Genomic DNA, 22,870 nt, shown 5'->3' with positions numbered 1-22,870 from the left:
ACTTTGGCCGGCGCTGCAAAAGAAAAGCCCGCTTACGCGGGCTTCTGGGCTTGCAGGTCCGGAGAGCTTAGACGCCTCCAAACCTTACGCAAATAATCGTTGATCGGCTTCTCGTACATTTCATACATCGCCACAGATATAACCACCCCTGTCAGCGTAGTCACACCGATGAACCATAGAACCTGGTTTGGCTCGTTAATATTCACCGGAGAGTTCTTCAACGCCAAGGCGATGACAATCTGGTGGATCATGTACAGGCTAAACGAGGCTTCGCCCAATAGCACAAAGAGGCGAGTGCTGATGAGCCGAGAGAGAATGCCCTGGCCGTGCGAGAAGGCCCACACCGTGAGTATCATCGGCAGGAGATAGAACAAGTCGTAGCGCCAAGCCATCGGCACATGTTTCATCCCGATATATGCAAAGGCGCCGAGCAAGACCAGCGATCCAACCTCCAAGGCGCTGCTCTGCGTAACGGTTGGCTGGAACCGACCACTAGCGAAGACGCGGAAAATCAGCATTCCGGCGATAAAGTCTACGGCCCGGAATGCAGGATTGATGTAAAAGGTCCAACCATTCAACGGATGATTGGCAAGCGGACCGACCAGCAGGAAGCCGATCACTAGAGCGAGCGCACCACCTAGAACGGCCAAATACCTGGTGCGCAGGCGCACGAACAGGGCGATGAAGGCTAGGTAGAAGAACACCTCAACAGAGATGCTCCAAGACACCCCGTTGAAGCTGAAGAAGTACTGCGGCTCAGGCACGAACGCCTGCAGGAGCGCAGCATTTACAGCCAATACCTTTCCATCAATCGCACCCAGATTCGATGCGCCGTAATATGCAGCGATCGCAACACCAAGCGTCAGGAGATGCACCGGATAAAGACGCGCAAACCGGTTAAACAAGAACTCTCCGGTCGTGTACGGGCGTTTCTTGGCCTGATTATGGTAGCTATAGCTGATGATAAAACCAGACAATACATAGAAAAACGTGACACCCACAAAGCCCTCAAAGAAGACCTTATACGTGTACTGCAGCCCCAAACTCTGAGTGTGCTCGTAGAAATGGAAGTGATGCAAGAACACGCCAAGAGCAGCAAAGAAACGCAGCGCCGTTAGTGAATGAATCTTCACTGGCCGTCCCTCTTCTCTGCCCCGGACTCCTTGAGAAGCACCTGCCCAGCAGACTTTGCCTGCATGCTGGAATCGAAGTCATCAGGCTGAGCAGAGCAGCCAGCCATGGCTGCAAGGAACAATAAAACGAGGATGCGCATCTCTGCCTCCGTTCTGAGAGGCGCACATCATAGCGTTACGCCCTCACTGCCGCCATCTCACCTAAGAAATATGCTGACGGATTCCAGGGCAATTTCAGTCCCGACGGCCACGGTGCTCTGGAAATGGATATCTCCGCTGGTGCTGAACAGAACGGACACCGCCACCATTACCGCTGGCGAAGCTAATCTGGTCACCGTTCGACATCCTGAACCCCACTGGCAATGCGATGATCAACTTGTCGCCGATCACGACAGCCGTATTCACCGTGGCACTGCCTTCAAGCCATAGACGATCGACCTTATCGCGGTGATGGCCAAGCGCCGGCCGCTCCACCGTGACCGGAAACCTTGGGGCCGAGTGGGCTCGTCAGGCTAGTGAGTGAGTAGCTGCCCCCAGACCAAACCGACCAGCCGTTCTCGATCCGGTGAATGCGATATTTAGGAGTCGGATTGTTGCCCGCGCACGGGACAAACTCTTGATCAGTAAGCCGGCGCGCTGGTGAACCTCCAGCCACCGGAGCAGATCGCAGACGCCGAAGCCGCCCGCCGGCTGCCGCGGTACCGCGGCTATCTGACCAGTGCCCAGTGCGCCATGGAGAACAGTCAGCGCGACCTGAGCGAGTGTCTGGCGACCGCCGAGCAGATCAAGGCCCTGGAAGCTGACTCTACCGACACGTACAGCGCCGAATCGATCGCCAACTGCGAGCAAGTCATTAACGAGTTCCGCCAGACCCGCACCGCGAGCCGCGTGTAGCTGGTGACCCTGCGGGTCGTCCTGGAAGCCGCCGCCCAGCGCGAGGCCTCGATCGCCGAGGCCAAAGCCGCGCACAAGATAGTGGTGGCGTGGATCGACATGGCCGACGCGCTGCCGCCGACCTACATTCCGACGGAGACTCTCGCCGATGCCATCGGCCCGGCGAACGACATACTACATACTGAAGTGCCTGTCCGGCACCGCTGGCTGGTCACCGGTGGAGATCAGCGCCAACATCGACGTGACCTTCGGCAACTGGCTCTAGGCCTGCTGTCCAAGTCAGAGCGCTGGCGGTGCGACGCGGCTATCGACTTGACTACCGCGACGACCTCTGGCCCACGCCTGCATCTACTGGACCGCTTCGACGTAGCAGACCTGCCGAGTCGAAGACGGGCCATGGTGCTGAGGCGCGCCGTGACCTTCGACCGCAAAGTCGACTCGGTGGTCGTCGCCGGCACCCTCAAGAAGCCGATGGCGAAGAAACCTGACTGGCTGCAGGCGGTCTGGATCGAAGCCGGGCACACCTTCGGTGGGGATCACCAGAAAGCAGCCTGATTCTCAACATGGGTGCCGCACCGTGGCCAGCACTACGAGCCATCCTTCTTCGAATGCAAGATCAACTGGTACCGCACATCGACACTTCTAAAAAGTCAGAATATGACGACTCAATAGCAGACTAATCCCCGTGAAAAAGGCCGCGCTAGAGGCGCCGAGCATAGCGAGTCCTATACAAATGCACTGCATTAGCTGATAGCATGTGGCTATAACAGGAACAGAGGAATGCTGTAGGTTTCTTTTCATTCTGGAACGAACCGGCTGATTAAGTTCTAAAGTTCACACCCGGCTCGCTCAGTCTTCGCCGGCTGCGGTTGCTACGCCCCGGCGTGTTCAGGAGTTTTAAGATGAGCACTGTTTGCAGAAACAGCATGGAAGATGCCCTTGAGGCGCTTGAGGGTCTTCAAACCATCCTACAAGGTCTGAGACCTGTACCCCGCAAAGCACAGCCCCAGCGACTAGCGCTATTCCCGCCCTCCACCATCTCCCTAGAGGCGCTGCCCGCCAAACTCTACGCCGCCGTCGAACGCCTGCCGAAGGTCGCCGCATGCGCCTTGCTCACCGCCGCCAATGAACTGAGCGACAGCACCAACATACTGGAGCTGGAGTATCGCGCTGGCGCCGCGCAGGGTCGGATACTTGCGTCCATTGAACGTGACGAACTGCGCGAAGATGAATACCGCGCGCTGAGCGACTGGATTTTCAGCCTGACACTGCAGCACTCACTGGTGCTTAAGGAGCAACCGTGAGCGACGGTAACGCTGATCTAACCGCCACAGCTCTGTCCGCTCTAGTTGCACTGGGTGTAGGCCCACAGGCTAAGTCGCGGCGCCTGACCGCGGTCTTCAATGCCCTTCGCACACCGGTCGCCACCCCCACGCCAAGGCCTCGCCGAATCGATGGCCTAGACGACTACCGCGTGAAACGCGGCTAGGCCACTGCCGGGCCGGCAAGCAGTCCTTGACTCCCTTACAAGGCCCTCCGCCAGCCTGTTCGACGAAGACCTGGCTGCGCGCGTGTTGGCCTGCTCGCTGAACAACCAGCAGGCCATATAGCCATTGCACCCGAAAGCTGCATAGGTCGCCGCAGGCACCCAAAGGACGCGCAGCCGCCAAGCCGTGCAGCGAGTCCAGCATTGGCAGTGCCTCCATTACCACGCCATCCGCTGCACGGCGACGCGGCGACGCGGCGACGCCCTAGCATTTGCTACAGCTTTTGCCGTTGAGTAAATCCACGGTCAACAAGACGGTATTCATGATGCGATGGACCTGACCTGCGTCACTGGCCAGCGCCCTGCCGACGCCCTGGTAATGCGTCGCGACGACATCAAAGACGACTACCTATTGGTGAAGCAGGCCAAGACCACAAAGAAGCTACGCATCCCGTTCCGCAACATCTGTGGCCAGTTGATCAAGCAAATGGCCGCGCGCCGCATTGGCCACCTGCGCCCCAACCTGATCACCGGCACTACCAGTCGCAGGATAACAGCCAGCATGTTGCACCACAGCTGGGACAACCGCGCAGCCAGGCAAGAGCGGCTGCGGCCGCGATCGAGGCCAGCGACGAGTATTTGGCGAAGCGGATTAGTGAATTCGTGCTTCGCAGCCGCCACCCCAAGGCCGCATCGGAAATTGCCGACATTCGAGAGGCATCCGCCCTACGCGGTCACTCCAATAAACGGATAACAGAAACGGTTTACCGCCGCGTCGGCGAAGTCGTTAAACCCACCCGCCAATTACCGTGATGCGGAAACGACGAAAATAATGCGGAAATGATCGGGAGATAACGATGGTGCACATCACCACTCACCACAAACGCGAAAGCCCCGCAGTGCGGGGCTTTCAACGTTGTAATGGTGGCGGAAGCGTAGAGATTCGAACTCTAGGACAGTTGCCCGTCGACGGTTTTCAAGACCGTTGCCTTAAACCACTCGGCCACGCTTCCACATGAGCGGGCGGCAATATTACCGAATCGCAACACACTGTCAAACTCTGATGATTCAGCGCGCTTTTCCCTCTGTTATGATGAGCTCACTACGGTCATGGATCCGTATCCCGCTTAACAGGAGTGTCTCGACATGCAAGAACGGCAATATCTCGACTCCACAGCCGTGGAGCAGAAAGAGGTCAGCGGCGTCCTGCGCAATACCTATGGCCTGCTGGCCCTGACCCTGGCCTTCAGCGGCCTGGTAGCTTTCGCCTCGCAACAGATGCGCCTGCCCTACCCCAGCTTCTTCGTGGTGCTGCTCGGTTTCTATGGTCTGTTCTTCCTTACCGTGAAGCTGCGCAACAGCGCCTGGGGCCTGGTCAGCACTTTCGCCCTCACCGGCTTCATGGGCTACACCCTCGGCCCGATCCTGAACATGTACCTGGGCATGGCCAACGGCGCGAGCATTATTTCCTCGGCCTTCTTCATGACTGCCCTGGTGTTCTTCGGTCTCTCCGCCTATGTACTGACCACCCGCAAGGACATGAGCTTCCTGTCCGGCTTCATCACCGCGGGCTTCTTCGTACTGCTGGGCGCCGTGCTGGTTTCGCTGTTCTTCCAGATCAGCGGCCTGCAACTGGCCATCAGCGCCGGTTTCGTACTGTTCTCCTCGGCGATGATCCTGTTCCAGACCAGTGCGATCATCCACGGTGGCGAGCGTAACTACATCATGGCGACCATCAGCCTGTACGTCTCGATCTACAACCTGTTCATCAGCCTGCTGCAGATCTTCGGCATCATGGGCAGCGACGACTGATAGTTCAGCCTTCAGGGAAAAGCCCGTTTCGACGGGCTTTTTTCATTTCCGGCAGGGCAAAAAAGACGCGTTGCCGTATCATTCGGCGATATTCCCCTGCAGTCGGCCCAGCATGAAATTTGTCATTGCCCTCTTCTCTCCGCCGCACTCACCGGCCGCCCGACGCGCCTTGCGCTTCGCCGAGGCAGCGCTGGCCGGCGGCCATGAAATCACCCGGTTGTTTTTCTACCAGGATGGTGTGCACAGCGCATCGGCGAACACCGTCGCCAGCCAGGATGAGCTGGACGTCGCCGCCTGCTGGGCGCGCTTCGTCGCTGATCACCAGCTGGATGGCGTGGTCTGCATTGCTGCTGCGCTGCGCCGGGGCGTGCTCAACCCAGAGGAAGCCAACCGCTATTCCCGCCACGCCGCCAACCTGCAGGCACCCTGGGATCTTTCCGGACTTGGTCAGCTGCATGAAGCGGCGCAACTGGCAGACCGGCTGGTCTGCTTCGGAGGTAATTGATGGCCAAATCCCTGCTGATCATCAGCCGCCAGGCGCCCTGGGCCGGCCCAAGTGCCCGCGAGGCACTGGACATCGCCCTCGCCGGCGGCGCCTTCGACCTGCCGATCTCGATGCTCTTCCTGGATGATGGTGTGTTCCAGCTGGCGCCCGACCAGCGCCCGGCGACAATCGAGCAGAAGGACCTGCAGGCCAACCTGCAAGCCTTGCCGCTGTTTGGCGTAGAGGCGCTGTATACCAGCAGCCGCAGCCTTGCGGAGCGCGGGCTGCGCGGCACCAGCCTGACATTGCCCGCCCAAGCGCTGGACGATGCCGAACTACGCAACCTGCTGCAAACCCACGACCAGGTGATCACGATCTGATGGCTACTCTCCACCTGCTCTCGCACTCCCCCTTCAATGACGGCCGGCTCGCCAGTTGCCTGCACCTGCTTGGTCCGGACGACGGCCTGTTGCTGACCGGCGACGCCGTCTACGCCCTGCGCGACAGTACCGCGCCATGCCAGGCACTGGAGCTGATGCCTTCGGCCAATGCGCTCTTCGCCCTGCTGGAAGATCTGCAGGCCCGAGGCATGGACGATGTTCCCGCCCGCGTCGTAGCCGTGGACTACCCCGGCTTCGTCGAACTCTGCACTCGCTTCGACAAGGTCAACGCCTGGCTATGAGTACCCTGCTGGTCAACGGACAAGCCCTGCCGCTGGACAAGGACGGCTACCTCGTCGATCTGAACGACTGGAGCGATGCCGCCGCCGAAGCCCTGGCGCACAACGAAGGCATCCACCTGACAGCCGAGCACTGGGAAATCCTCCTGCTGCTGCGGGAGTTCTACGGTGAATTCCAGCTCTCACCAGCCAACCGCCCGCTGATCAAGTACACGGCCCAGAAACTGGGCGCGGAAAAAGGTAGCAGCCTGCATCTCAACCTCCTGTTCAAAGGCACCCCGGCCAAGCTTGCCGCAAAGCTCGCCGGCCTGCCGAAGCCGACCAATTGCCTATGACCGCCGCCCCGCTCGTCCTGCAGACACCCGCCGAACATCCTTTCGCCCAGTTCGTCCGCATCCTCGGCAAAGGCAAGCGCGGCGCGCGCGGCCTGACCCGCGAGGAAGCCCGCGAAGCGCTGGGCATGATCCTTGACGACAAGGTCGAGGAGGCCCAGCTGGGCGCCTTCCTGATGCTGCTGCGGCACAAGGAGGAAAGCGCCGAGGAACTCGCCGGCTTCACCGAAGCCGTGCGCGAGCGCCTGCAGGTGCCGAAGATAGCCGTCGATCTCGATTGGCCGAGCTACGCCGGCAAGAAGCGACATCTTCCCTGGTACCTGCTGGCTGCCAAATGCCTGGGCGGCAGCGGGACACGAATCCTTCTGCACGGCGGCGGTGCGCACACCGCTGGCCGCCTCTATACCGAACAGCTGCTGGAGCAACTCGGCCTGCCGCTGTGCAGGGACTGGGATTCAGCCCGTGCCGCGCTGGACGCCAAGGGAGTCGCGTTCGCCCCGCTGGTTGACTGGATGCCGCGCCTGCAACGCATGATTGACCTGCGCAACACGCTGGGCCTGCGCTCCCCCATGCATTCGGCGGTGCGCCTGATCAATCCGCTGGGTGCTACCTGCGTGCTGCAGAGCATCTTCCATCCCGGTTACCAGGAGGTACATCGCGAGGGTAGCCGCCTGCTCGGCGACTACGCCATCGTCATCAAGGGTGAAGGCGGCGAGATCGAGATGAACCCCGATGCTACCTCGCACCTTTATGGCTGCCGCGACGGCGCAGCCTGGGACGAGGAATGGCCGGCGCTGTCGCCGCTGCGCCACGTCAAGCCGGAAGCGCTGGAGCCGGCTCACCTGGTCGCCTTCTGGCGTGGTGAGTCCGAGGATGCGTATGCGGAGCTCGCCGTCCGCGCAACCATGGCGCTTGCCCTGCGAGCCACGGGATTGCAGCGCGACGAGGCCTTCGCAGAGGCCGACAAACGCTGGACCGAGCGCAACAGATCGATTTAGTCGATAGCTGGAATCCTGTTTTTGCGCTAAACAATCGAGCCAGAGCCGATAGACTGGTCCCATCTTCCCGCTTTCTGGAGCACTCAAGATGGGACAGTTGATCGATGGCCGCTGGCATGACCAGTGGTATGACACCAGCAAGGACGGTCGCTTCCAGCGCGAGAACGCACAGCGCCGCAATTGGGTCACCGCCGATGGCCAGCCTGGCCCCACCGGCGAGGGTGGCTTCCGCGCCGAAGCCGGCCGCTATCACCTGTATGTTTCCCTGGCCTGCCCCTGGGCCCACCGCACGCTGATCTACCGCCAGTTCAAAGGCCTCGAATCGCTGATCGATGTTTCCGTCGTCAGTTGGCTGATGCTGGAAAACGGCTGGACCTTCGACAAAGCTCTCGGCTCCACGGGTGACAAGCTCGATGACCTGACCTTCCTCCATCAACGCTATACCCGGGACGACGCGAACTACACTGGCCGAGTGACCGTGCCAGTGCTGTGGGACAAACACGAGCAACGCATCGTCAGCAACGAATCGGCGGAGATCATCCGCATGTTCAACACGGCCTTCGATGGAATCACCGGCAATAAGCTGGATCTCTACCCGGAACCGCTGCGTGCGCAGATCGACGAACTGAACGAGCGCATCTACCCGGCCGTGAACAACGGTGTTTACCGTGCAGGCTTCGCGACGACACAGGATGCATACGAAGAAGCCTTCAAGACATTGTTCAACGAGCTGGACTGGCTGGAGGAGCGCCTCGGCAAGCAGCGCTACCTGGCGGGCGAATACCTGACCGAAGCCGATGTGCGTCTGTTCACCACGCTGATCCGCTTCGATGCGGTCTACCACGGCCACTTCAAGTGCAACCTGCGCCGACTGGCGGACTACCCCAACCTGTCAGGCTGGCTGCGCGAGCTGTATCAACTGGAAGGTGTTGCCGGAACGGTCGATTTCCAGCACATCAAGAACCACTACTATGCCAGCCATCGCACCATCAACCCGACTGGCGTGGTGCCGCTTGGGCCGCAGCAGGAATTCACCAGTCCGCACGGGCGTGAGCATTTGCCCGGCAAGGGTATCGCGCGTAGGAGCTAAGCGGCGCTTGAACCTGGTGTAGGAGCGGACTCCGTCCGCGATGTTCATCAGCGGCTGCAAACATCGCGGATGACTCCGCTCCTACAAAAGCTGCGCAACACCCGATTTGCAGGAGCGAGCTTGCTCGCGAATCGCTTGACGCCCAAGCCTGCGGAAAAACTGTTCGCGAGCAAGCTCGCTCCTACAGGGGAAAAAGCAGGTCAAATGGGCTTTTCGATGCCGTCGTAGACCTTCTGCAGCGCGTCCAGACGCTCCTGATAGCGCTGTTTCAGGCAGGCCTTGTTGGCGCCGCAGGCACGACGCTGCTCCAGCCAGGCAAGCTGCGAGTCGCCCAGGTTGCCGCGCATGCCCATGGCGAACAGACCGCGCAACAAGCGGTAGGTAGTCGCTACCTGCACGTCCATCTCGGATAGTTGGCGATCCGCGCAGATGGCTTTCTCGTCGGCCTGCCTGGCCTTCTTGCAATCGAAACTGGCGGCGGACACCGGTAACGCAGCGAAGCCCAGGGCGCATACAGCACCCAGGACCGCTACGCGCGAGGCTCTCACTGCTGCCCCTCGAACCAGGCAAGCTTCTCTCTCAGTTGCACCACTTCCCCGACTATCACCAGGGTCGGCGCATGCACTTCGTGCTCGGCCACCAGCTCCGGCAGGTTCGCCAGGGTACCGGTGAATACGCGCTGATGTACGGTGGTGCCCTGCTGAACAAGAGCAGCCGGCGTGTCGGCGGAGCGGCCGTGGCGCACCAGTTGCTCGCAAATCACCGGCAAGCCGACCAGGCCCATGTAGAACACCAGGGTCTGGCCCGGAGCGACCAGATCGTTCCAGGGCAGGTCGGTGGTGCCGTCCTTCAAGTGACCAGTGACGAAGCGCACGGATTGCGCGTAATCGCGGTGTGTCAGCGGAATACCAGCATAGGCCGCACAGCCGCTTGCCGCGGTAATGCCCGGTACCACCTGGAACGGGATGCCATTGGCCGCCAGTTCGTCGATTTCCTCGCCACCGCGACCGAAGATGAACGGATCACCGCCCTTCAGGCGCAGCACGCGCTTGCCTTGCTTGGCCAATTCAACCAGTTGCCGGTTGATCTCATCCTGCGGCACGGCGTGGTCCGCGCGGCGCTTGCCGACGTACAGACGGTCCGCATCGCGGCGGCACAGCTCTAGGATGGCCGGCGCAACGAGACGGTCGTAGAGCACCACATCGGCCTGCTGCATCAGGCGCAGGGCGCGGAAGGTCAGCAGGTCGGGATCACCGGGGCCGGCGCCGACCAGATAGACTTCGCCACGGGACTCGGGCTGCGGCGCTTCCAGCTTGTCCGCCAGCAGGCGCTCGGCTTCGTTCGGCTGCCCAGCAAGCATGCGCTCGGCGACCGGCCCCTGGAACACGTCTTCCCAGAACTTGCGACGCTGCTGCAAGTCCGGCAGGCGCTGCTTGACGCGCTCGCGGAAGCGGCTGGCCAGACCGGCCAACTGGCCGTAGGTCGCGGGGATCCAGGTTTCCAGCTTGGCGCGCAACAACCGCGCCAGCACTGGCGCATCACCACCACTGGAGACAGCCACCACCAGCGGCGAACGATCAACGATCGCCGGGAAGATCACGCTGCACAGGGCAGGCGCGTCGACCACATTGACCGGCACACCGCGCTCGTTGGCATCTCGGGACACCTGGGCGTTGAGCGGCTCATCGTCGGTGGCGGCGATGACCAGCACGCAGTCCTGCAGGTCGCCCTGGGCGTAGGGGCGCAGGAGCAATTCCCCCGCGCCCTCCTCGACCAGCTCGCGCAGTTCGGAATGCACCTCGGGCGCCACGACGCGCAGCACTGCGCCAGCGTCGTTCAGCAGGCGCGCCTTGCGCAGTGCGACATCACCGCCGCCGACCAGTAGCGCGCGACGTCCGCGCAGGATGTGGAACAGCGGCAGGAAGTCCATCTCAGCCGATTACCTCGATGCCCGCCATGTACGGCTTGAGCACATCCGGCACGCGAATCGAGCCATCGGCCTGCTGGTAGTTCTCCAGCACCGCGACCAGGGTACGGCCTACGGCAAGGCCCGAGCCGTTGAGGGTGTGGACCAACTCCGGCTTGCCGGTTTCCGGGTTGCGATAGCGCGCCTGCATGCGGCGGGCCTGGAAGTCGCCGCAGTTGGAGCAGGAGGAAATCTCGCGATACTTGTCCTGGCTCGGCACCCAGACTTCCAGGTCATAGGTCTTGGCGGCGCCAAAGCCCATGTCGCCAGTGCACAGCGCCAGGGCGCGGTACGGCAGTTCCAGCGCCTGGAGGACCTTCTCGGCATTGCCGACCAGGCTTTCCAGGGCTTCCCAGGACTTGGACGGCTCGACGATCTGCACCATCTCGACCTTGTCGAACTGGTGTTGGCGGATCATCCCGCGGGTATCACGGCCCGACGCGCCGGCTTCGCTGCGGAAGCACGGGGTGTGGGCGACGAACTTCAGCGGCAGTTCCTTCGCGTCGAGGATCTGCCCCGCCACAATGTTGGTCAGCGAGACCTCCGCGGTCGGAATCAGGTACAGATCGGCTTCGTCTTCACGCTGGATCTTGAACAGGTCTTCCTCGAACTTCGGCAGCTGGCCAGTGCCCTGCAGCGCGGGAGCCTGTACCAGGTACGGCGTATAGGCTTCTTCGTAGCCGTGCTCGCGGGTGTGCAGGTCGAGCATGAACTGCGCCAGGGCGCGGTGCAGGCGGGCGATCGGGCCGCGCATCAGGGCGAAGCGGGCGCCGGACAGGCGCGCAGCGGTCTCGAAATCCAGCCAGCCGTGCTGCTCGCCCAGGGCGACGTGGTCCTTGATCTCGAAGTCGAAGGTGCGCGGGGTGCCCCAGCGACGAACTTCGACGTTCTCTTCTTCATCGGCACCGACCGGAACGGATTCGTGCGGCAGGTTCGGAATGTTCAGCAGCAGGCTGTCCAGCTCGGCTTGGATGGCATCCAGCTCGCGCTTGCCGGATTCCAGCTCCTCGGCCATGCGATTGACTTCGGCCTTCAGCGGCGCGACGTCCTCGCCATTCTTCATGGCCTGGCCGATGGCCTTGGAGCGCGAGTTGCGCTCGGCCTGCAGGGTCTCGGTGCGGGTCTGCACGGCCTTGCGCTGGCTCTCCAGCGCTTCGATGCGTGCCACGTCCAGGGTGAAGCCACGGGTGGCCAGGCGTTCGGCCACTTCCTGCGGCTGGGTACGAACCAGTTTGGAATCGAGCATGGTGTCTTCTCGTGTCTAGTGTCGGGCGGCGCTCAGGGGCGCCACTTCAGGATTTTCTGCGACGGCGGGAACTGGCCTTGTCGAGGCTGGCCAAGTGGCGCAGCTTTTCGCCGATCTTCAGTTCGAGCCCGCGCGGCACGGGTTGGTAATACTGGCGCGGTTCCATGGACTCGGGGAAGTAGTCTTCTCCGGCCGCATAGGCATCCGGCTCATCATGGGCATAGCGATACTCGTCGCCATAGCCCAGGTTCTTCATCAGCTTGGTCGGTGCATTGCGCAAATGCAGCGGCACTTCCAGCGAGCCGCTCTCTGCCACGTCACGACGCGCCGTGTTGTAAGCGTTGTAGACGGCATTGCTCTTCGGCGCACAGGCCAGGTAAACGATAGCCTGCGCGATCGCCAGCTCACCTTCCGGACTGCCGAGGCGCTCCTGCACATCCCAGGCGTGAAGGCACAGGGTCAAGGCACGCGGATCGGCATTGCCGATGTCCTCGCTGGCCATGCGCACCACCCGGCGCGCGATGTACAGCGGATCGCAGCCACCATCGAGCATGCGCGAATACCAGTACAGCGCTCCGTCGGGGCTGGAGCCACGCACCGACTTGTGCAGCGCGCTGATCTGGTCGTAGAACGCCTCGCCGCCCTTGTCGAAGCGCCGGCGCGAGTCGCCCAGCAGGTTCTGCAGCAACTCGGCGCTGATCTCGCCGTTGTCCTCTGCGAGGTCGGAGGCATTCTCCAGCAGGTTGAGCAGGCGCCGGCCGTCGCCGTCAGCCGCGGCCATGAGGATCGCAAAGCTGTCGTCGGGCAGGCTCAGGTTGCGCTTGCCCAGGCCCTTTTCCTCGGTCAATGCGCGCTCCACCAACCGCCGCAGGGCCGTTTCGTCCAGGCTTTTCAGCACATAGACGCGCGCGCGGGAGAGCAGCGCGTTGTTCAGCTCGAAGGACGGGTTCTCGGTGGTCGCACCGATGAAGATCAGGGTGCCGTCTTCCACATAGGGCAGGAAGGCATCCTGCTGGCTCTTGTTGAAGCGGTGCACTTCGTCGACGAAGAGGATGGTGCGACGGCCATACTGCGCGGCGTGCTGCTTGGCCACCTCCACCGACTGGCGGATTTCCTTCACGCCCGAGAGCACTGCCGAGATGGTCTCGAAGTGCGCATCGGTGACCTGGGCCAGCAACTTCGCCAGGGTGGTCTTGCCGACCCCGGGCGGGCCCCAGAAGATCATCGAGTGCAGCGCGCCCTGCTCCAGCGCCTCACGCAGCGGCTTGCCGCGGGCGAGCAGGTGCTCCTGGCCGACGTACTCGTCCAGGCTGGTCGCGCGCAGGCGCGCGGCCAGGGGCTGGGAAACGGGGGCGGAGCGGAACAGGTCCACGGTATTACCTATCGATCAATCCGGCGCGCGGCCGGTTATTCCTGGATGACGTCGACGCCCTTGGGCACGTCGAAGACGAACTGCTTGGCGTCCATCGGCTCGTTCATCTTCACGTCGAAGAACAGGATGTTGGTGCGCTGGCCGACGCTGTCGATCAACTGCATGTCGTTCACCACACCGCTGCGGAAGGAAATCCGCAGGCTGTCGAACAGCGTGTCCTTGGACTTGGGCTTGAGGGTGAAGTCGACCACGTTGCCGCCATCTTTTGCGGTGATATCGAAGCTCTGGCCGATCTTCGACACATCGCCGGACAGCAGCAGGGCCGGGGTCTGGGTCAGGCGCTGGTCGAGCTTCTGGATGGTCACCTGCTCCAGGTCCGGGTCATACAGCCAGATCTTCTCACCATTGGAGATCAGCAGTTGCTCGTTCGGAGCATCGGTGTGCCAGCGGAACAGGCCGGGGCGCTTGAGCCCCAGGGTACCGGCGGTTTCCTGCAGGCGAGTGCCGCTGCCATCCAGGGTCAGCTGGGAGAAGCGCGCGGTCATTGTCTGGGCCTTGGTGAGCATCCCGCTCAGGCGCTGCGCAGCGGCATCGTCGGCATGGGCCTGGACGCCGGCAAAGGCCAGCGCAGCAACGAAAAACAGGCGGATCAGACGCATCGAAATCCTCGAAGTCGAATCAATCACGGATCGGGGCGGGCGCGATGACTTCGCGCGAGCCATTGGTATTCATTGCGGTGACCACACCGGCCATTTCCATCGCCTCGATCATTCGCGCGGCGCGGTTGTAGCCGATCTTCAGCTTGCGCTGCACGGCGGAAATCGAGGCCCGGCGACTTTCGGTCACGAAACGCACGGCCTCGTCGTAGAGCGGATCGTCCTCGCTACCCTCGCTGCCTTCGCCACCACCGCCACCTTCGAACGAGCCGCCACCGCCCTCGTCGGCGCCAGCGAGGATGTCCTCGATGTAGTTCGGCGCACCTCGCAGCTTCCACGCCTCGACGACGCGGTGCACCTCTTCGTCGGAGACGAAGGCGCCATGGACGCGAATCGGCAGGCCGGTGCCCGGCGGCAGGTACAGCATGTCGCCGTGGCCCAGCAGTTGCTCGGCGCCGCCTTGGTCGAGAATGGTGCGCGAGTCGATCTTGCTGGACACCTGGAAGGCGATACGGGTAGGGATGTTCGCCTTGATCAGGCCGGTAATCACGTCCACCGACGGACGCTGGGTCGCCAGGATCAGGTGGATGCCCGCCGCACGCGCTTTCTGGGCGATACGGGCGATCAGCTCTTCCACCTTCTTGCCGACGATCATCATCATGTCGGCGAATTCGTCCACGACGACCACGATGGTCGGCAGGGTCTGCAGCAGCGGCGCTTCGTCTTCCATGCTCTCGCGGCGGTACAGCGGGTCGGTCAGTGGCGTACCGGCCTCCTCCGCATCCTTCACCTTGCGGTTGAAGCCGGCGAGGTTGCGCACGCCCATGGCCGCCATCAGCTTGTAGCGGCGCTCCATCTCGGCGACGCTCCAGCGCAGTGCGTTGGCGGCCTCCTTCATGTCGGTGACGACCGGGCAGAGCAGGTGCGGAATGCCTTCGTAAATCGACAGTTCCAGCATCTTCGGGTCGATCATGATCAGGCGCGCCTCTTCCGGCGTGGACTTGAACAGGATCGACAGCAGCATGGCGTTCACGCCCACCGACTTACCGGAGCCGGTAGTACCGGCCACCAGCAGGTGCGGCATCTTCGCCAGGTCGGTGATGATCGGATGACCGCCGATATCATGGCCCAGGGCCAGCGGCACGGTGGACTTGTGCTCGTCGTACTCCGGGGTCATCAACACTTCGGAGAAACGCACCATCTGCCGGTCTTCGTTGGGAATCTCGATGCCCACGGTGGTCTTGCCGGGGATGACTTCCACCACGCGCACGCTGATCACCGCCAGCGAACGCGCCAGGTCCTTGGCCAGGTTGGAAATACGGCTGACCTTCACGCCGGCGGCCGGCTGGATTTCGAAACGGGTAATCACCGGGCCCGGATGCACGGACTCGACGATGACCTCGACGCCGAATTCCTTGAGCTTGATCTCCAGCAGGCGCGACATGGCCTCCAGGGATTCGGGCGAATAGCTCTGCTTCTTTTCCGAGGCCGGGTCGAGGATCGACAGCGGCGGCAGCGTGCCTTCCACAGCGGTATCGACGAACAGCGGCGCCTGCTTCTCTTTCAGCACGCGCTTGCTCGGCTCGGCGGGCTTCGTGGGCGGCGGCGGGACGTCGATCTTCGGCGCCACGCGCTTCTCACGCTCCTGCACGCTCTTGACCAGCGCTTCCTCGCGCTCGATCAGGCGCTCCTTGACCTTGGCCTGCTCGCGGCGGTCGGCGACGATGGGCGCAGCGACCTCGGCCACGCGCTCGTCGACTTCACGCAACTGGGCGACGAGCTGCTTGTGCTCGCTGCGGGCACTCCACCAGCGATTGGTGGCGTTATGGATCAATTCGAAGAGATCGAGGGTGATCTTGCCGGTGACGTCCATGACCTTGAACCAGGACAGGTCGGCGAACACCGTCATGCCGAACAGGAACAGCGCCAGGAACAGCAGCGTGCTGCCCTGCACGTTCAGAGCATTGATACCCAGTTGGCCGAGGCTCTCGCCCAGGGCTCCGCCAGCCGTGGCCGGCATGTGCGCGCCGCTGGTGTGGAAGTGAATGTAAGCCAGCGCGGAGCCGGACAGCACCAGGAACACCAGGCCGATTAGGCGCCAGGAGAACAGCCAGCCGCTCCATTCCCAGGGCATGTGGCGTTTGCGGAACACCTGGTAGGTCTTCACGGCCAGCAGCAGCGGGAACAGGTAGGCGAAATAGCCCAGCACCATGAACAGGATGTCGGCGCTCAGCGCGCCCAGCCGGCCGGCAGCGTTCTGTACCTGCTCGACGTGGCTGGAGTGGCTCCAGCCCGGATCGGAGGAATCGTAGGTGAGCAGCGCCATCCACAGGTAAAGGCAGAGCGCGCCGAGCGCGATCAGAGCCCCCTCCTTCAGACGGTAGTGCAGTTGCTGGCGCCAGGCGGCGGCATGGCTTGCTGTGGTGTCCTTCAAAACGCTTCTATTCCTGCGCTATACGCGCGTCCGAGAGTCGTTGGGCCGCGAAACGGGCCTATTGTACGGCTTTGGCCGGCCGATGCCAGCGACCCCGGGTGTGCCCGACTGCGCTTTTGCCGGCTTTCCGGGGTTCGGTGTAGCATAGCCCAACACCGCTTTTCGGCTGCTCAATTGGAGCATGCATTCTCTTACGTGACAAAGGCTTATGGAGTCTTTTTATGAGTGAAGTCAAGCATTCGCGCCTGATCATCCTGGGCTCCGGCCCGGCGGGCTACACCGCAGCCGTGTACGCCGCGCGCGCCAACCTCAAGCCTGTTGTCATCACCGGCATCCAGCCTGGCGGCCAGCTCACCACCACCACCGAAGTCGACAACTGGCCCGGTGACGTCGAAGGCCTGACCGGCCCCGCCCTGATGCAGCGCATGGAGCAGCACGCCAAGCGTTTCGACACCGAGATCGTCTACGACCACATCCACACCGCCGAGTTGCAGCAGAAGCCCTTCACCCTCAAGGGCGACAGCGGCACCTACACCTGCGACGCGCTGATCATTGCCACCGGCGCTTCGGCCCAGTACCTGGGCATGTCCTCGGAAGAGGCCTTCATGGGCAAGGGCGTTTCCGCCTGCGCCACCTGTGACGGTTTCTTCTACCGCAACCAGGTCGTCTGCGTGGTCGGTGGCGGCAACACCGCCGTGGAAGAAGCGCTGTACCTGTCCAACATCGCCAAGGAAGTCCATCTGATCCACCGCCGCGACAAGCTGCGCTCGGAGAAGATTCTCCAGGACAAGCTGTTCGAAAAAGCCAAGAACGGCAATGTACGCTTGCACTGGAACACCACCCTGGATGAGGTCCTGGGCGACAACATGGGCGTCGTCGGCGTGCGCCTGAAGGACGTGGACAGCGGCGAAACCCGCCAGCTGGACCTTGCAGGCGTATTCATCGCCATCGGCCACAAGCCCAACACCGACCTGTTCAAGGGCCAGCTGGAGATGCATGACGGCTACCTGAAGATCAAGGGCGGCGCCGAAGGCAACGCGACCCTGACCAGTATCGACGGCGTATTTGCCGCCGGCGACGTGGCCGACCATGTCTACCGCCAGGCCATCACCTCGGCCGGCGCCGGCTGCATGGCCGCGCTGGACGCCGAAAAGTTCCTCGACGACAACTGATCGGTCCAGGGGAGGCTCGCCCTCCCCTCCTCCCCATGCTCAAGTGGCTTTCCCGCAGCAATTTCGACTTCCCGCCCCTCGACAAGGCCCTGCATGAGCCCAACGGACTGCTTGCGGCCGGCGGCGACCTCAATCCACAGCGCCTGATCCAGGCCTACCGCCACGGCTGCTTCCCCTGGTACCAGGATGGCCAGCCAATTCTCTGGTGGTCACCCGACCCGCGCACGGTCCTGCTTCCCGAGGAGCTGCACGTATCCCGCAGCCTGAGCAAGTTCATCCGCCAGCAGCACTATCAGGTCACCATCGACACGGCCTTCGAGCAGGTCATCCACGGCTGCGCCGGCCCGCGCGATTACGCGGACGGCACCTGGATCACCACGCCGATGCAGGACGCCTATTGCCAACTGCACCGCCTGGGCGTCGCCCACTCGGCGGAAGCCTGGCAGGGCAATGAGCTGGTCGGCGGCCTCTACGGCCTGGCCATCGGCCGCCTGTTCTTCGGCGAATCCATGTTCAGCCGCGCCGACAACGCATCCAAAGTCGCTTTCGTGACCCTCGTGCAACGCCTGCAGGCCGCCGGCTTCGTGCTGATCGACTGCCAAATGCCGACCCAGCACCTGCACAGTTTTGGCGCCCGCGCCATTTCCCGCCGCGAGTTCGCCAGCTACCTGCGCCGTCATCTCGACGAAACACCGTTGCAGGACTGGACTTCGCAGGCGGACCCGCTCAGCCTGTCTTAAACTTGCATGAGGGACCTCGCAGGGGTTGAAGATGACCGAGCTCGCCCGCCTGAAGTTTTACGCCACACAACCGCATCCATGCAGCTATCTGCCCGAGGAGCAGGCCACCACCCTGTTCCTCGACCCCAGCCAGCCCATGGATGCGCAGCTGTATGCCTCGCTCTCGGAGGTAGGTTTCCGGCGCAGCGGCGAACACCTCTATCGACCGCACTGCCAGCATTGCACCGCCTGCATACCGGCACGCATTCCGGCCAGCGGCTTTCAGCCGAACCGCCAGCAGAAGCGCATCATCAAGCGCAACGCCGACCTGGAAGTGATCCGCAAACGCCCGGCCTTCACCGAGGAGTACTACGCCCTCTACATGCGCTACATTGAGCAGCGCCATGCCGATGGGGACATGTATCCGCCAAGTCGCGACCAGTTCGCCACCTTTCTGGTGCGCGACCTGCCGTTCAGTTGCTTCTTCGAATTCCGCCTGCAGGGCCGCCTGCTCGCCGTTGCCGTCACTGACGTGCTGCCCAACGGCCTTTCCGCCGTCTATACCTTCTACGACCCGGACGAGGAGCGCCGCAGCCTGGGGCGTTTCGCCATCCTCTGGCAGATCGGCGAGACCGAGCGCCTGAACCTGCACGCCGTCTACCTGGGCTACTGGATCAAGAATTGCCGAAAGATGAACTACAAGACCCAGTACCGACCGATCGAGCTGTTCGTCAACCAGCGCTGGGTGGCATTGAACTGACGCGAAAACACCCATTGGCGTTGTGGGGCGATTTCAGGCACACTATGTGCCTTTTTTAATGGCCTGAAACACTTCAGGCAATCTTAGATACCGAGGGTTCTACTGCATGTCGAAAGAAGACAGCTTCGAAATGGAAGGCACTGTCGTCGACACCCTGCCCAACACCATGTTCCGCGTGGAGTTGGAAAACGGGCACGTCGTTACCGCGCACATCTCCGGGAAGATGCGCAAGAATTACATCCGCATCCTGACCGGCGACAAAGTTCGCGTAGAACTGACGCCCTACGACCTGTCCAAGGGTCGCATCACCTACCGCGCTCGCTGACAGACGGTAGGTGCCGGTAGATACCGGCACACAGAAAAACGCCCGGCATTGCCGGGCGTTTTCGTTTAAGCCTTTCCTTGCTGGCCGTCAGGCCGGCTCTGCAGCGGTCACTTCGAACTCGAAGGCCAGCTCGCCATCCTTCAGGTCGACATGGGCCACGCCACCGTGCTCGGCCAGCTCACCGAACAGGATCTCCTCGGCCAACGGCCGCTTGATCTTGTCCTGGATGAGCCGAGCCATCGGTCGAGCGCCCATCTGCGGATCGTAGCCCTTGTCCGCCAGCCAGCCGCGCGCGGCATCGCTGACCTCGATCTGCACGTGCTTGTCCTCGAGCTGCGCCTGCAGTTCGGTGAGGAACTTGTCGACGATGCTCTTGATGGTCTCGTGGCTCAGGCGACCGAACTGGATGATGGTATCCAGGCGATTGCGGAACTCCGGCGTGAAGCTCTTCTTGATCACTTCCATGGCGTCACTGGTGTGATCCTGCTGCGTGAAGCCGATGGAGGCCCGCGCCGCGGTTTCCGCGCCAGCGTTGGTGGTCATGATCAGGATGACGTTGCGGAAGTCCGCCTTGCGCCCGTTGTTGTCGGTCAGGGTGCCGTGATCCATCACCTGCAGGAGCAGGTTGAAGACTTCCGGATGCGCCTTCTCGATCTCGTCCAGCAGCAGGACACAGTGCGGCGTCTTGGTGATCGCTTCGGTCAGCAGGCCGCCCTGGTCGAAACCGACATAGCCCGGAGGCGCGCCGATCAGACGGGACACGGTATGCCGTTCCATGTACTCGGACATGTCGAAACGCACCAGCTCGACACCCAGCGCCTTGGCCAACTGACGCGCCACCTCGGTCTTGCCCACCCCGGTCGGACCGGAGAAGAGGAAGGAACCGACGGGCTTGTCCGGCGACTTGAGGCCGGCGCGTGACAGCTTGATGGCCGTGGACAGCGACTCGATGGCCGCCGCCTGACCGAACACAGTCAGCTTCAGGTCCCGCTCAAGGTTGCGCAGCAGCTCCTTGTCGGAGCTGGAGACGTGCTTGGGCGGAATTCGCGCGATCTTCGCCACGATATCCTCGACCTGCGGCACCTCGATGCGCTTCACACGCTTCTCTTCCGGCTGCAGGCGCTGGTAGGCGCCGGCTTCATCGATCACGTCGATGGCCTTGTCCGGCATGTGCCGGTCATTGATGTAGCGGGCGGCCAGCTCAGCGGCGGCACGCAGCGCTTCGTCGCTGTATTCGATGTGATGGTGCTGCTCGAAGCGCAGTTTCAGGCCCTTCAGAATGCCGAAGGTGTCCTCGACGGACGGCTCGGTGACGTCGACCTTCTGGAAGCGCCTAGCCAGCGCGCGATCCTTCTCGAAGATGCCGCGGAACTCCTGGAAGGTGGTCGAGCCGATGCAGCGGATCTCACCGGACGACAGCAATGGCTTGAGCAGGTTGGACGCATCCATCACCCCGCCCGACGCAGCACCGGCACCGATGATGGTGTGGATTTCGTCGATGAACAGCACCGCGTGCGGACGCTTGCGCAGCTCATTGAGCAGCGCCTTGAAGCGCTTCTCGAAGTCTCCGCGGTACTTGGTGCCCGCCAGCAGCGCGCCCAGGTCCAGGGAGTAGACGACGCTGTCGGACAACAGGTCCGGCACCTGGCCGTCGACGATACGCTTGGCCAGGCCTTCGGCGATGGCAGTCTTGCCAACGCCAGCCTCGCCCACCAGCAGCGGGTTGTTCTTGCGGCGACGAGCGAGGATTTGCGCGACGCGCTCGACTTCGGATTCGCGACCGACCAGCGGATCGATGCGACCCTGGCGCGCCAGGTCGTTCAGGTTGCTGGCATAGGCATCCAGCGGATGACTGGAAGTGGAGGACTCGCCGCCCTCCTCATCCTGCATCTCCTGCTCGCTGTCCTGATGTTCGGCATGGCCCGGCACCTTGGAGATGCCGTGGGCGATGTAGTTGACCACGTCGATCCGCGCGACGCTCTGCTGCTTGAGCAGGAACACCGCCTGGCTTTCCTGCTCGCTGAAGATGGCGACCAGTACGTTGGCGCCAGTGACTTCGCGCTTGCCGGAGCTCTGCACGTGGAATACGGCACGTTGCAGGACACGCTGGAAGCCCAGGGTCGGCTGGGTCTCGCGATCCTCGTCGTGCTGGGGAATCAGCGGCGTGGTGGAATCGATGAACTCCTGCAGGTCTCGCCGCAGCTTGTCCAGATTCGCACCGCACGCCTTCAGAACCGTCGCAGCAGCTTCATTGTCCAGAAGCGCCAACAGCAAGTGCTCAACGGTCATGAACTCATGCCGCTTCGCCCGCGCCTCCTTGAAGGCGAGATTGAGGGTGACTTCGAGCTCTCGATTCAACATGACTTCACCTCGCTCCCAAACATCCGCATCAACCTTCTATCTCAATTTCGCACAACAGTGGATGTTGGCTCTCCCTCGCATATTGATTGACCTGCATGGCTTTGGTTTCCGCGACATCGCGGGTAAAGGTCCCGCAGTTCGCCTTGCCCTGGGTATGCACTGTCAACATGACCTTGGTTGCCTGCTCGCGGTTCATGTTGAAGTACAGCTCGAGCACCTCAACCACGAAATCCATCGGGGTGTAATCATCGTTGAACATGATGACCCGATACATGGACGGCGGTTTCAAGGCAGGCTTGGCTTCTTCTACCGCCAGCCCTGTCCCTTCGTCTTCCAATGGATCCGGGCGGTCCTGATTGAATGTTAGTCGAATCTGGCTACTTGCATGCATGCTGGAATAAAAGCTTTGCGAGAGGGTGAATGGGCGGGCCAGCCGGAGTTTGAATCGCCTCTCAGGCCCAGACGACGCCGCCTTGACTAACGGCAAAAGGGTGTTACAACCAAAGGATACCCCCCGGAGGGTATCAGGAGTTCCGGACGCCAGTCTTTACAAAAAGGCATAGCGGAATAGTAGTGGATGATACTCCAGCGATGGAGTCCTTTGCAGAGGGATATCAGCATGCTTAGCGGTAAGGTCAAGTGGTTCAACAACGCCAAGGGCTACGGTTTCATCCTGGCTGATGGCCGAGATGAGGACCTATTTGCTCACTACTCGGCAATCCAGATGGATGGCTACAAGACACTCAAGGCCGGCCAACCCGTCAGCTTCGAGATCCTGCAAGGTCCGAAGGGGTTGCACGCGGTGAATATCCGGCCCGTCAACGCCAATGCATCCACCCCGTCCGCACAAGCTGCTCCGAGCAGCGAGGTTGAGAACCTCACGGCGGAAGCCTGATTCGTCAAGGATCAGACGAAACGAAAAAGGCCGGCAGCAAGCCGGCCTTTTTCATG

Annotated in this window: 26 protein-coding genes and 1 tRNA gene; 16 read left to right on the top strand and 11 right to left on the bottom strand. The window is 62.1% G+C overall.

Annotated elements, in window-relative coordinates; all coding sequences use genetic code 11:
• Positions 1-32 precede the first annotated feature (32 nt).
• Together N5C91_RS09180 and N5C91_RS09175 are read right to left on the bottom strand one after the other, a co-directional pair.
• Positions 33-1,133 carry an acyltransferase gene (locus N5C91_RS09180; RefSeq protein ID WP_279829245.1) on the bottom strand — a complete coding sequence of 367 codons (1,101 nt, stop codon included), beginning with the start codon at positions 1,131-1,133 and terminating at the stop codon, positions 33-35.
• Positions 1,130-1,273 carry a hypothetical protein gene (locus N5C91_RS09175; protein WP_279829243.1) on the bottom strand — a complete coding sequence of 48 codons (144 nt, stop codon included), beginning with the start codon at positions 1,271-1,273 and terminating at the stop codon, positions 1,130-1,132. The genes N5C91_RS09180 and N5C91_RS09175 overlap by 4 nt, the downstream gene beginning before the upstream one ends.
• 499 nt (positions 1,274-1,772) lie before the next feature.
• Here N5C91_RS09175 and N5C91_RS09170 point away from each other — a divergent pair, with 499 nt between their 5' ends.
• From N5C91_RS09170 to N5C91_RS09155, 4 genes are all read left to right on the top strand, one after another.
• Positions 1,773-2,027, top strand: coding sequence for a hypothetical protein (locus N5C91_RS09170; protein ID WP_279829240.1), 255 nt, complete (start codon positions 1,773-1,775; stop codon positions 2,025-2,027).
• Between the two features lie 3 nt (positions 2,028-2,030).
• Complete coding sequence (locus N5C91_RS09165; protein WP_279829238.1) at positions 2,031-2,582, top strand: hypothetical protein; 552 nt, start codon at positions 2,031-2,033, stop codon at positions 2,580-2,582.
• 347 nt (positions 2,583-2,929) lie between these two features.
• Entirely contained in the window at positions 2,930-3,331 is a 402-nt protein-coding gene (locus N5C91_RS09160; RefSeq protein ID WP_279829235.1) for a hypothetical protein, read from the top strand.
• A 513-nt stretch (positions 3,332-3,844) separates the two neighbouring features.
• The gene (locus N5C91_RS09155) at positions 3,845-4,267 is read left to right on the top strand and encodes a hypothetical protein (protein WP_279829232.1); all 423 of its coding nucleotides are present in this window, start codon (positions 3,845-3,847) and stop codon (positions 4,265-4,267) included.
• 171 nt (positions 4,268-4,438) lie between these two features.
• Here the strand turns inward: N5C91_RS09155 and N5C91_RS09150 are convergent.
• Positions 4,439-4,526, bottom strand: a tRNA-Ser gene (locus N5C91_RS09150).
• A 133-nt stretch (positions 4,527-4,659) separates the two neighbouring features.
• On the opposite strand from N5C91_RS09150, the gene N5C91_RS09145 reads away from it, so the two are divergent.
• The 7 genes from N5C91_RS09145 (at position 4,660) to N5C91_RS09115 (ending at position 8,908) form a co-directional block, all read left to right on the top strand.
• Positions 4,660-5,325, top strand: a complete 666-nt coding sequence (locus N5C91_RS09145) for a Bax inhibitor-1/YccA family protein (RefSeq protein WP_024765156.1) — start codon at positions 4,660-4,662, stop codon at positions 5,323-5,325.
• Between the two features lie 112 nt (positions 5,326-5,437).
• Positions 5,438-5,830, top strand: a complete 393-nt coding sequence (gene tusD, locus N5C91_RS09140; RefSeq protein WP_279829230.1) for a sulfurtransferase complex subunit TusD — start codon at positions 5,438-5,440, stop codon at positions 5,828-5,830.
• Positions 5,830-6,189, top strand: coding sequence for a sulfurtransferase complex subunit TusC (gene tusC, locus N5C91_RS09135; RefSeq protein ID WP_236202211.1), 360 nt, complete (start codon positions 5,830-5,832; stop codon positions 6,187-6,189). Before tusD ends, tusC begins: the two co-directional genes overlap by 1 nt.
• Positions 6,186-6,491, top strand: coding sequence for a sulfurtransferase complex subunit TusB (gene tusB, locus N5C91_RS09130; RefSeq protein ID WP_236173332.1), 306 nt, complete (start codon positions 6,186-6,188; stop codon positions 6,489-6,491). Before tusC ends, tusB begins: the two co-directional genes overlap by 4 nt.
• The gene (locus tag N5C91_RS09125) at positions 6,488-6,823 is read left to right on the top strand and encodes a TusE/DsrC/DsvC family sulfur relay protein (protein ID WP_236202212.1); all 336 of its coding nucleotides are present in this window, start codon (positions 6,488-6,490) and stop codon (positions 6,821-6,823) included. The genes tusB and N5C91_RS09125 overlap by 4 nt, the downstream gene beginning before the upstream one ends.
• Complete coding sequence (locus N5C91_RS09120; RefSeq protein WP_279829225.1) at positions 6,820-7,818, top strand: glycosyl transferase family protein; 999 nt, start codon at positions 6,820-6,822, stop codon at positions 7,816-7,818. The genes N5C91_RS09125 and N5C91_RS09120 overlap by 4 nt, the downstream gene beginning before the upstream one ends.
• Positions 7,819-7,906: 88 nt before the next feature.
• Positions 7,907-8,908, top strand: coding sequence for a glutathione S-transferase family protein (locus N5C91_RS09115; RefSeq protein WP_279829223.1), 1,002 nt, complete (start codon positions 7,907-7,909; stop codon positions 8,906-8,908).
• Positions 8,909-9,108: 200 nt separating this feature from the next.
• Here the strand turns inward: N5C91_RS09115 and N5C91_RS09110 are convergent, their stop codons facing one another.
• The 6 genes from N5C91_RS09110 to ftsK are packed head-to-tail and all read right to left on the bottom strand — an operon-like array spanning position 9,109 to position 16,582.
• A complete protein-coding gene (locus tag N5C91_RS09110; RefSeq protein WP_236202215.1) occupies positions 9,109-9,456 on the bottom strand; it encodes a lysozyme inhibitor LprI family protein in 348 nt (115 codons plus the stop codon).
• Entirely contained in the window at positions 9,453-10,838 is a 1,386-nt protein-coding gene (cysG, locus tag N5C91_RS09105) for a siroheme synthase CysG (RefSeq protein ID WP_236173246.1), read from the bottom strand. Before cysG ends, N5C91_RS09110 begins: the two co-directional genes overlap by 4 nt.
• Position 10,839: 1 nt before the next feature.
• On the bottom strand, positions 10,840-12,120 hold the full coding sequence (gene serS / locus N5C91_RS09100) for a serine--tRNA ligase (protein ID WP_236173247.1): 1,281 nt from the start codon (positions 12,118-12,120) through the stop codon (positions 10,840-10,842).
• Between the two features lie 46 nt (positions 12,121-12,166).
• Entirely contained in the window at positions 12,167-13,492 is a 1,326-nt protein-coding gene (locus tag N5C91_RS09095) for a replication-associated recombination protein A (protein WP_236173248.1), read from the bottom strand.
• Between the two features lie 35 nt (positions 13,493-13,527).
• Positions 13,528-14,151 (bottom strand): outer membrane lipoprotein chaperone LolA, encoded by a 624-nt coding sequence (gene lolA / locus N5C91_RS09090; RefSeq protein ID WP_236173249.1) that lies wholly within the window; start codon positions 14,149-14,151, stop codon positions 13,528-13,530.
• Between the two features lie 19 nt (positions 14,152-14,170).
• On the bottom strand, positions 14,171-16,582 hold the full coding sequence (ftsK, locus tag N5C91_RS09085) for a DNA translocase FtsK (protein ID WP_279829218.1): 2,412 nt from the start codon (positions 16,580-16,582) through the stop codon (positions 14,171-14,173).
• 221 nt (positions 16,583-16,803) lie between these two features.
• On the opposite strand from ftsK, the gene trxB reads away from it, so the two are divergent.
• From trxB to infA, 4 genes are all read left to right on the top strand, one after another.
• Positions 16,804-17,754: a thioredoxin-disulfide reductase gene (gene trxB / locus N5C91_RS09080; RefSeq protein ID WP_279829216.1), complete on the top strand. Its 951-nt coding sequence runs from the start codon at positions 16,804-16,806 to the stop codon at positions 17,752-17,754.
• Positions 17,755-17,789: 35 nt separating this feature from the next.
• Positions 17,790-18,494, top strand: a complete 705-nt coding sequence (gene aat, locus N5C91_RS09075; protein ID WP_236202220.1) for a leucyl/phenylalanyl-tRNA--protein transferase — start codon at positions 17,790-17,792, stop codon at positions 18,492-18,494.
• Positions 18,495-18,525: 31 nt separating this feature from the next.
• On the top strand, positions 18,526-19,233 hold the full coding sequence (locus N5C91_RS09070; RefSeq protein WP_236173253.1) for an arginyltransferase: 708 nt from the start codon (positions 18,526-18,528) through the stop codon (positions 19,231-19,233).
• A gap of 106 nt (positions 19,234-19,339) precedes the next feature.
• A complete protein-coding gene (gene infA, locus N5C91_RS09065; RefSeq protein ID WP_002553999.1) occupies positions 19,340-19,558 on the top strand; it encodes a translation initiation factor IF-1 in 219 nt (72 codons plus the stop codon).
• 87 nt (positions 19,559-19,645) lie between these two features.
• Here infA and clpA read toward each other — a convergent pair whose 3' ends face one another.
• Positions 19,646-21,919 (bottom strand): ATP-dependent Clp protease ATP-binding subunit ClpA, encoded by a 2,274-nt coding sequence (gene clpA / locus N5C91_RS09060; RefSeq protein ID WP_279829213.1) that lies wholly within the window; start codon positions 21,917-21,919, stop codon positions 19,646-19,648.
• Between the two features lie 28 nt (positions 21,920-21,947).
• Positions 21,948-22,310, bottom strand: a complete 363-nt coding sequence (clpS, locus tag N5C91_RS09055) for an ATP-dependent Clp protease adapter ClpS (protein WP_279829211.1) — start codon at positions 22,308-22,310, stop codon at positions 21,948-21,950.
• Positions 22,311-22,538: 228 nt separating this feature from the next.
• On the opposite strand from clpS, the gene cspD reads away from it, so the two are divergent.
• Complete coding sequence (cspD, locus tag N5C91_RS09050) at positions 22,539-22,814, top strand: cold shock domain-containing protein CspD (RefSeq protein ID WP_279829209.1); 276 nt, start codon at positions 22,539-22,541, stop codon at positions 22,812-22,814.
• Positions 22,815-22,870 lie beyond the last annotated feature (56 nt).

Origin of the sequence: Pseudomonas sp. GD03903, assembly GCF_029840045.1 — a bacterium.
In the GTDB taxonomy this organism is placed as follows: Bacteria; Pseudomonadota; Gammaproteobacteria; order Pseudomonadales; family Pseudomonadaceae; genus Pseudomonas; species Pseudomonas pseudonitroreducens.
Note: the sequence above shows the minus strand (reverse complement) of the source record. Positions and strands in the feature narration are given on the sequence as shown.